Origin of the sequence: Loktanella sp. Alg231-35, from assembly GCF_900143545.1 — a bacterium.
Classification (GTDB): domain Bacteria; phylum Pseudomonadota; class Alphaproteobacteria; order Rhodobacterales; family Rhodobacteraceae; genus Yoonia.
Genome location: NZ_FREV01000012.1, coordinates 39,492 through 48,075, shown reverse-complemented (window position 1 = coordinate 48,075; position 8,584 = coordinate 39,492). Strand labels below are relative to the sequence as shown.

At 53.3% G+C, this 8,584-nt stretch carries 11 protein-coding genes; 9 read left to right on the top strand and 2 right to left on the bottom strand.

Annotation, left to right across the window (positions count from 1 at the left end; translation table 11 throughout):
• The 6 genes from DHN10_RS19345 to DHN10_RS19320 all read left to right on the top strand — a co-directional run.
• The coding region (locus tag DHN10_RS19345) for an IS3 family transposase (protein WP_108817000.1) at nucleotides 1-876 on the top strand (876 nt) is incomplete at its 5' end.
• Between the two features lie 198 nt (nucleotides 877-1,074).
• Complete coding sequence (locus DHN10_RS19340; protein ID WP_234417204.1) at nucleotides 1,075-1,593, top strand: hypothetical protein; 519 nt, start codon at nucleotides 1,075-1,077, stop codon at nucleotides 1,591-1,593.
• A 476-nt stretch (nucleotides 1,594-2,069) separates the two neighbouring features.
• A complete protein-coding gene (locus DHN10_RS19335) occupies nucleotides 2,070-2,573 on the top strand; it encodes a hypothetical protein (protein ID WP_108816998.1) in 504 nt (167 codons plus the stop codon).
• A gap of 339 nt (nucleotides 2,574-2,912) precedes the next feature.
• The gene (locus DHN10_RS19330; RefSeq protein ID WP_108816997.1) at nucleotides 2,913-3,587 is read left to right on the top strand and encodes an NUDIX hydrolase; all 675 of its coding nucleotides are present in this window, start codon (nucleotides 2,913-2,915) and stop codon (nucleotides 3,585-3,587) included.
• A gap of 5 nt (nucleotides 3,588-3,592) precedes the next feature.
• Nucleotides 3,593-4,612, top strand: coding sequence for an SPFH domain-containing protein (locus DHN10_RS19325; protein ID WP_108816996.1), 1,020 nt, complete (start codon nucleotides 3,593-3,595; stop codon nucleotides 4,610-4,612).
• A 1-nt stretch (nucleotide 4,613) separates the two neighbouring features.
• On the top strand, nucleotides 4,614-5,507 hold the full coding sequence (locus DHN10_RS19320; protein WP_108816995.1) for an NAD(+)/NADH kinase: 894 nt from the start codon (nucleotides 4,614-4,616) through the stop codon (nucleotides 5,505-5,507).
• Between the two features lie 211 nt (nucleotides 5,508-5,718).
• On the opposite strand, the gene DHN10_RS19315 is transcribed toward DHN10_RS19320, so the two are convergent.
• On the bottom strand, nucleotides 5,719-6,123 hold the full coding sequence (locus DHN10_RS19315; protein ID WP_306419279.1) for a winged helix-turn-helix transcriptional regulator: 405 nt from the start codon (nucleotides 6,121-6,123) through the stop codon (nucleotides 5,719-5,721).
• 180 nt (nucleotides 6,124-6,303) lie between these two features.
• On the opposite strand from DHN10_RS19315, the gene DHN10_RS19310 reads away from it, so the two are divergent.
• Entirely contained in the window at nucleotides 6,304-6,684 is a 381-nt protein-coding gene (locus DHN10_RS19310) for a VOC family protein (RefSeq protein ID WP_108816993.1), read from the top strand.
• 195 nt (nucleotides 6,685-6,879) lie between these two features.
• Nucleotides 6,880-7,131, top strand: coding sequence for a DUF1761 family protein (locus DHN10_RS19305; protein WP_108816992.1), 252 nt, complete (start codon nucleotides 6,880-6,882; stop codon nucleotides 7,129-7,131).
• Here DHN10_RS19305 and DHN10_RS19300 read toward each other — a convergent pair.
• Nucleotides 7,115-7,872 (bottom strand): IS5 family transposase gene (locus DHN10_RS19300; RefSeq protein ID WP_108815104.1). Its coding sequence is split into 2 segments (ribosomal slippage): nucleotides 7,115-7,554 and nucleotides 7,554-7,872, totalling 759 coding nucleotides; the frame shifts between segments, so codons are not numbered across the junction. The genes DHN10_RS19305 and DHN10_RS19300 overlap by 17 nt on opposite strands.
• A gap of 60 nt (nucleotides 7,873-7,932) precedes the next feature.
• Between DHN10_RS19300 and DHN10_RS19295 the strand changes: the two genes are divergently transcribed.
• On the top strand, nucleotides 7,933-8,382 hold the full coding sequence (locus tag DHN10_RS19295) for a Hint domain-containing protein (RefSeq protein ID WP_108816991.1): 450 nt from the start codon (nucleotides 7,933-7,935) through the stop codon (nucleotides 8,380-8,382).
• The last annotated feature ends 202 nt before the right edge of the window (nucleotides 8,383-8,584 follow it).

Sequence of the window (8,584 nt, the reverse complement as noted above, 5' to 3'; positions counted from 1 at the left end):
GAGACAGATCACGGAGAGCATGGATTATTTAAAGCCGAAGGCCTGACGACAGACCAGCTTCGTCAGGCCGTGGTGCACAGCCGACAAAAGCTGGCAACCTCTGAACGGCGCACATGTCGGGTTCTGGGCGTGGCCCGAAGCACGTTGCAATACCAAGCGGTTTCCACGGATGATGAGGTGTTGCGCCTGGCAATGATCCGATTGGCCAAGCAATATGGGCGCTACGGCTATCGTAAGGTTGCGGAACTACTGCGAGTCGAAGGCTGGCCCGTCAATCATAAGAAGATCGAACGCCTGTGGCGCGAAGAAGGCCTGCAACTTCCAAGGCGACACAAGAAACGCAGGCGACTGTACCACAAGGACAGCTCAATCATCCGGCTGCGGCCGCAACATCCCAATCACATCTGGAGCGTCGATTTTGTGCACGACAAACTGAGCAACGGGCGGCCCTACAAGATGCTCACGGTGCTGGATGAATATACCCGTGAGGCACTGTGTGTCGCGGTCAAACCAAAGATGAACAGCGCGGATGTGCTGGATGCGCTCTACCCACTGCTTTTGCGGCGCGGGAAACCCGTATACATTCGTTCGGACAATGGCTCAGAGTTCATCGCAACAGCACTACAAGACTGGCTGAGAAAGGTCGGGATTAAGCCGATCCAGATATACCCGGGGTCACCCTGGGAGAACGGATACAACGAGCGCTTCAATGGCACGCTGCGCCGAGAAGTCCTGAATGCTGAATGGTTCCACACCACGAAACAGGCACAGATCGTCATCAATACATGGCTCAGACAGTACAATCGTGTTCGACCCCATCAGGCTTTAAACATGCGTCCGCCAATTCCAGAAACATTGCTCAAAAGTGGCCCATAGAAATGGGGCTGGACAGAAGAACGGTGGTTTTTAGGAAGGAGTGCAGCTAGATAACTTTGCGTAAAAGGCCAGTAAGGGCCGCCATCTTTCAAGGCTACGTGAACATCTAGGTTTTTAGGAAGTTAAATCAGAATGGCTCAAATTTCGTACCAGAGCATCATACCTCTTTTTGCAGCTATGATTCTGACTTTCGTTACGATGAGCAAACCACTTTTTGCTCAAGATCAGTCAATGTTCGAAGGTTTCTGGGCCTATTGTGTCGAGCAAACCATTGAAGATACCCATGTCCCCCGCACAAACCTTTATGAGTTCAGTGAGGATGAAATCGCACAGTTGGGCAGAAACTTAGGCTGGTCTGATTTTCCGGAAGCTGTTTGGGCACCCAACGATGGTTCATGGTTAATTCTCGACATAATAGTAGATGAACCGGGACTGTGCCAAGCAATGTCAATCAATGACCCCGTGAGTCATAATGTTATCGAGTGGAACGAAAAAATTGCGAATGATGACAGCTTTAGATCACACGGAGTAGCAGATGTAGAGGCAGTTCGATCTAGTGGTTGGGCTACGACGCCTGTCTACGATGGATTTGTGCAAATCAGCTTGATGAACGTTTTGTTTAGCACAGATCCACTTGCAAATTTGTCGATCCTAACTGCTGCCCGCGTCGGTCAGTCACCAGCTTCCTGCGAGCTGTTTCCGTCGAAATGTAACTGATTATGCCACTTGGCGCTCAAAAGCGACTATTGTTTGCCAAATGACCTTGTAGGGAAGCTGACATTCGCCGCACCACAGCATATTGGCACATCGGGCTCTTCGCCGTCATTGGATCGAACGCAGCATGTTGAACTGTCGGATGAAACCGAGCCTACAAGGACGGCCCAGACCTGCCGTTGACCATTCATCCTCAATTTGGCGGACACGTCCACATTGCGGCCATTCATACTGACCGCAGCATCTTGTGAAAGGGCAATTCACACATCGCGGACGAAGTTACTGTCGAAGTTGAAAGCCACTACCTATATTTCCCTTTTACGGTCCAAGCTAACTCACTGACACCACGTGCGGGTGGCAAGCTATTTGCAAGCGGGCGCACTAACATGTACATTGTTGTCAATTGGCGTGCACGACGCGTTTCCAATTAGTGAGACAACCCCTTGCCCATGAGTAAATGTCACTGCCCGGGTGGAACCATGCCGATGATTAGGCGAGCGTTATGTGCGTTCGCTTTTACTGTAGTTGGTGAGACCGCGACGGCCGAAGAGGTCAAGACTGTTGGCCAATTGGGCGTTGAACTCCAAGGTGTCGAGTTTCTCATGCAGACCTACGAAGAAGAAGCCGAGAATGAAGTTGGAGTATTTCTGGTCCAAACGATCATTTGGGGTTGGAATGAGGTATCTTGCGAGCGCCAGACCTACGAAAGTCACCTGACCAATCTAGAGGCAGCGTACGAAGCATTTGGTTTCGACATTACGACGCCGGAAGGGTCCGGCGCTGGGGAAGAGTACTTCGCCCAATTTCAGCCGCTACTACGAGAAAAGCTGGACGCCATTGAGGACGTGGAAGCGTGCGCAACTGGTGAACGCGCACCTGCGGCACCATCGTTTCCAAGCTCAATTGTCCGACTCGAGAAAGCCGCCGAGGAGCGAGACCGGCTCTTAGCTCAAATCGACGAACTCTTGGAAGTCTCACAGTGACAAAGCCAATGACACTTGCAGCCGGTCTAGCTTAACCTGTACTGCCACATACACCGAGGAAATGACCATCGGGGAGCTGGCACCAGAGCTACGGTGTACGCCATATGGGCTCAGTGCCGCCCTGCGGTGTTGCAGCGTATGTCGCATGGTTCCGAGAAAGACGGTCGTTGAGGACGGCCCGAAGCCGCCATTCGACCCACAGCAAATCCGGCCTATCACCACCCCGAAAGCTGCCGTTTGTGCAGGATGCAGCATTTCGCACCTGCAAGCGATTTACGCAGGGGTTGACGCCTACTGATCTTATATCTATATAAGTAATAACTGATATGGATATAAGATATGACCAACTTAGCCAGATATGCCAAACCCAGTGTTGCCGTTGACCTTGCGATTGTGGCRGTTGTTGAAAGCCAGTTGAAGATCTTGCTGGTCAACAGACCCGACGATGAAATCCCTGGATGGGCTATGCCCGGCRGGTTTGTGCGAGYGGAAGATGGGTTAGAGCAAACCGTTGAGCGGGTTTTGAGRGAAAAGGTCGGATTGGACGGCGTTCTCTTCGAACAGCTTGCCACTTACGGCGCGATTGAACGCGATCCTCGTGGCCGGGTGATAAGCGTCGTCTATCTGGCGCTGTGTCCGGCGGAGGTATTGGCTGATCACCGGTTGGCAAACCTTGAAGTAGATTGGGACGGCGAGGCTGGTGGGCCTGCGCGAGCTTCAATCGACGGGGCGGCTTTGAAACTGGCCTTCGACCACGCAGATATTCTTGGCGATGTCGTGAAGCGCCTGCGGGGCAAACTGGACTACTCGCGCGTTGGTTATTCCTTTTTGCCTGACAAGTTCAGTTTGCGAGAAGTTCAGGAAGTACACGAAGCCATACTGGGCAAAGAATTCAAAAAACCTCCGTTCCGGCGCAAGTTGCTGGACCGTGGGATGATCGTCCCAACAGGCGAGTTTGAAACTGGCGGCGCATATCGCCCTGCCGAATTGTATCAAGTAAAGCCAGAGGAGTAGGTTCAATGGCACAGATCAAACGGTACGTTTTCGCCAATCAGTTGCGCGCAGAAGCATCGCAGCACATTCAGTATTTTCGCAAAGGCTCGCTTAAAAAATCCGGTCGCGGGTTGTCGTTTTGGTTCGATCCCAATGGCGCATCATTGACCGAGATCCCTATGAATGACCGTGAGTTGGTCTTTATCATCAAAGGCCAGTCGTCTGACTATCAGGATTTGGCGGTGCAAGGCTCTGTCATCTGGCGAGTGGCCGATGCGGACCGTGTTGCGTCTCGGGTCGATTTTGGAATCGACATCGGCAAGGGCGTCCCCTTAGGCAAGCCAGAAGAGCAGATCAAATCGGTTCTGACCGGATTGGTCCGCGAATTTGCCGATGCATACCTGAAAGACAAGGGCGTGCGGGACTTGCTGGAGGCGGGGCTGTCTCCGGTGCAGGMGGCCATTTCGGCCGGCTTTGAGGCCGATCCGACTTTGGATGCCATGGGGCTAGAGGTTGTGAGCGTTCGTGTTTCGGCGCTGTCCCCAAGCTCTGAACTGTATCGTGCACTGCAGGCTCCGACTTTTGAAAGCCTGCAGCAGAAGGCAGATGAAGCGACCTTTTCGCGACGTGCTTTGGCTGTCGATAAAGAGCGGGCGATTGCGGAAAACGAACTGCAAAATCAGATTGAGCTGGCCGCGCGCCGCAAGGATCTGATTGCGCGCGAGGACGCAAACACTCGTTCTGAAGCCGAAGCCAAGGTCGCTGCWAAGCGCATCATGGTTGAAGCCGACAGCGAGGCCAAGATCATCGGAGCCGAAGCAGAAGCCAAGCGGATCCGGTCGGTTGAACAGGCCGCTGCTGATATGGAACAGGCGCGCATGGCGGCGATTGCCGATGTATCCCCTGCGGTGATGTTTGCTTTGGCCGCGCAAGAGTTCGCAGGCAAGCTTGAGAAGATCGACAGCTTGAACGTAAGTCCCGACATGCTGGCGGGTGCCTTTCAGCAGGTCAAACAGTTGATGAGTGCGCAGGCGATGGAGAAGTAAGATGAGCARCCTGAACCCTCGTGTTGTCTTGGTCAGTCGTGAGACTGAATATGCCGCACTGCTGGCCAAGCACGGCACGCGGGGGCAGGCTGAATTCTTCTTGTCGACCCGTGGCCAGACCATAGAAGAGTTGGAGGTGCGGGATGCGTTACAATCCCGCGCCTTGACCGCCGCCAAGGCTGCGATTCCCGCTGAATGGACCTTTGTGCATGTGGTGCGCGAGGATCTGAGCCGGTTCTTGTTTGGCGCAAACGATATTGTTGTGCCGGTTGGGCAAGATGGGTTGGTGGCCAACCTTGCAAAGTACCTTGATGGGCAGCCTGTTATTGGCATCACTCCTGATCCGGCCTCATCTGAGGGTGTGCTGACGCGGCATGCGATAGAGGCTTTGCCGTCTTTGTTAAAAGGCGCGGCGCACGCCGATGTTGATGTCCAGTCGCGCACCATGATCGAAGCTGTGGCGGGCGAAGGGCTTTCGCTTTTGGCGCTGAACGAGCTTTTCATCGGGCACCGGTCGCACCAATCGGCGCGCTATGTCGTGCAGGCCGGGGGTGCCGAAGAGTTTCAGTCGTCATCCGGCATGATCATTGCAACCGGCACTGGACTGACCGGGTGGGCAAAGTCCATCATGACCGCGACGCACCGAAGTTATGACATCGCGCCCGAAGAAAACCGCGCCGCCTTTTTTGCGCGCGAACCTTGGCCCAGTAAGACGTCGGGTTGTGACATTGCGGCAGGTGAGATTGGGTTGGATGACGAAGTAGCACTGATATCTCGGATCAATGAGGGCGGTGTCATCTTTGCTGATGGAATTGAACAGGATTTTCTACCTTTCGACTGGGGTGTTCAAGCGCATATCCGATTGGCCGACAGGCGGCTGTCACTGATCCTCTGATACCGCAAAGCATAGTACCTGCTCAGTCTTCGCCATCTGATGGTTTCGGAAAGTTTGTTCGGCCCACTCCTGTCGTTCACCATACTGTCCAAATGCTGCGCGCGCATCCCGCATAGCCGCCATTCGTGCTGGGTGCAGCATTTCTGTGGCTGGCTAGGACGTAAGAGCGGGACAAAGCTGCCCTTCGGACTTCTGACCTCAACGCTCGCCCTCATTCGGTGACGGCAATCGCTGATGCTGTGACTGCACTTATTGCGCGGCCAGTACTTACTGCTGAGTACTGAGACCGAGGTGGTCGCCCGAATTCGTCTACTTCGCGGCAGACCCAGTTTCTTGTTTCCATCGTTTTCAAAGACTGTGACAAGGCGCGATCTGTAATCGGCGGAAGATCCCGTTTGATCTCGATAAAGTAGCGAGGGCTCTGCAGTGACGCCAAAATCGGTAGCGTCCAAGAACGCCGCAGCAATGCTTGATCTTCCTCCTTTGAGATGCGGTTGATTTGGCTAGCGAGCTTGGCGGCCAACACACCCCTTTGGGTCAGCCGGAATTCCGGGCGCAATGGATGGCCGTGGCCCGGGTTTCGCTCAACCAACCCTATGGTGATCAGATGATCCATGCTTTGTGCGAAAGCTGTCCTTCCGGCACCGGTTGCCACTAGTAGTGGGGCCTGACGACCGGGAATGCCACTATCCAGCTGCGCAAGAATTGGGAGAGCCCAAGCCCTTGAAGTGATGTTGACAAGCAAGCCAATGTCCATAAAGTATAGTTAATATAAATAGAATCAAAAGGGAAGCCCATGTCAGTCATTTCAGTAGATCAAACGATTAACATCGCGATGTCGGTCACAGACCGGCATGCCAGCGCAACTTGGTACGAAGGCATGTTGGGATTTGAGCTGATTTATCACGCAGATGAAGCAGGTTGGTCCGAGATGCAGACCAACACACCCGGTGTTACAATTGGCCTTGGAGAACATGCAAAACCTGTTCCCGGCAATTGTGTTCCGGTTTTTGGCATCGCTGATTTGGACAATGCACGGCAAAAGCTGGAGCAGGCCAAGGTGAAGTTCGACGGTGACACGGATGTTGTCGAAGGCATGGTCAAAACCGCTACGTTTTATGATCCTGACGGCAATGCGCTGATGCTTGCTGAGGATCTGACCGGGGGCGCTGCATAACGCTTGGGTCGATGATGGCCGCTATTCGCCCCCTCTAGCTTCGATGGGGTGAGGTTATCCAGATATAGGACGTAAATCGTCGATGTTTTGCACAACATCTGAGTTCTTGGAGGCATCTATTAACCGCAGTCGCATGCACGAAACACAGGCGGAACGTGTCAACGCTCACCGGTCTGGGCGGCATTCATAAACGCAATGAAGTTAGGAAACTTTGTGAACATTATAGCGGAACTACAAAACTTAAATTTCATCGCTGTCGTGATTGCGACAGTTGCAATCTATGTTCTTGGATTTGCTTGGTACCACTGGTCGATTTTCGGCAAAGCTTGGGCAAACTCCTTAGGTATCACCAAAGAACAGGCGGATAATACCGAAGGACTTGGCGGAGCCTTTGTTGCATCTTTGGTTTCGGGGCTGCTAGGTTCCAGACTCATAACCAGAATATGACGGTTGCGGCGAGAGCGATAGCTGAGAGGAAGACTTTGGGGCACCTGTCATAGCGCGTTGAGATGCGTCTCCAATCTTTGAGGCGACCGAACATTCTCTCAATCCGATTGCGGCGTTTGTAGCGGCGCTTGTCGTATTTGATGGTCTTGCTGCGTGACTTACGGCCAGGGATACATGGAGTGATACCCCTGTCGATTAAGGCTTCTCTGAACCAGTCTGCGTCATAGCCTCGATCCGCGAGCAGCCATTCAGCATCTGGCAGACTGCTCAACAAGGCCGCGGCACCAGTATAGTCGCTGACCTGACCGGCGGTGACAAAGAACTGAATTGGGCGCCCACTTGTATCCGTGACGGCATGCAACTTGGTGTTCATACCACCCTTGGTCTGCCCTATCAGACGTCCGCGCCCCCCTTTTTGAGCCCCAGGCTTGAGGCTGTGCGGTGTGCTTTGAGATAAGTCGCGTCAATTGAGATGGTCTTATGGTCGGGCGCCTCTGCCGCCAATCCCGTCATGATCCGCGCGAATACTCCCATATCGCTCCACCGCTTCCAACGGTTGTACAATGTCTTGGGTGGACCATACTCCGGAGGCGCATCACACCAGCGTAAACCATTGCGATTAATGAAGATAATTCCACTCAATACACGCCTGTCATCTACGCGTGGTCGACCTCGGCTTTTGGGAAAATACGGTCGCAATCGCTTCATGTGTTCTTCAGTTAGCCAGTAGAGATTGCTCATCGTTCCCCCCAATATTTGGGGAACCTGAATCACAGCAATGATTCAGCATCAAGCCAATTAATGGGTCCTGACCCTAACTTGCGACCGGTTATCGTGCGCAAGCATGCATTTGGTAACCAGCGCAAGATGATCGTTTCGCCCCAACACGGCATTCTCGCAACATTGGGACCACAGGAAGTCTTGGTGCGCGCGAAACTCGCCGCTGAAGTGTGGGGCGGTAAATGGGCTAGAATTGACAAGAGCCTGGCGCCGGTCACTTATGTTCATATCATGTTTGAACATCATGAACTGGTGATTGCAGAAGGCGCACCGACGGAATCTTATTATCCAGGGCCAACAGCGATCAGTGGACTGAGCCGGTTGGCGCGAAGCCAATTGCTATTTGCTTTTCCGAAGCTTGCAGCAGTATCAGCCAGGGTGTGTACTGTAGAAGAGGCCTATGGCCCCCCAGCCCGTAAATACGCAAAACGCAGCGAATTGCGAGCGTCCTATGTGGAGCTCATTGCATAAGCCGAAAGTTGTCGGATTGGCGATGTGGGCTGAGCGGGGTTTGCTTCGTTCGCCAATCAGAAATGGCCATTGCCTTGTTCACAACAAAGATGCAATCGCGAAAGACTCATCTGTGTAGGAAATTGCCGCGCAAGCAAAAGGCAGCTTCGTCCCGCAGACTTCCAGTTCAAGTAAGCGTCGAATTCGCGCCTGCGGCGAATGT

Coding starts and splice junctions, on each gene's coding strand:
- DHN10_RS19340 (WP_234417204.1), top strand. CDS start 1,075: ATGAGCAAACCACTTTTTGCTCAAGATCAGTCAATGTTCGAAGGTTTC.
- DHN10_RS19335 (WP_108816998.1), top strand. CDS start 2,070: ATGCCGATGATTAGGCGAGCGTTATGTGCGTTCGCTTTTACTGTAGTT.
- DHN10_RS19315 (WP_306419279.1), bottom strand. CDS start 6,123: ATGGATCATCTGATCACCATAGGGTTGGTTGAGCGAAACCCGGGCCAC.
- DHN10_RS19310 (WP_108816993.1), top strand. CDS start 6,304: ATGTCAGTCATTTCAGTAGATCAAACGATTAACATCGCGATGTCGGTC.
- DHN10_RS19305 (WP_108816992.1), top strand. CDS start 6,880: ATGAAGTTAGGAAACTTTGTGAACATTATAGCGGAACTACAAAACTTA.
- DHN10_RS19295 (WP_108816991.1), top strand. CDS start 7,933: ATGGGTCCTGACCCTAACTTGCGACCGGTTATCGTGCGCAAGCATGCA.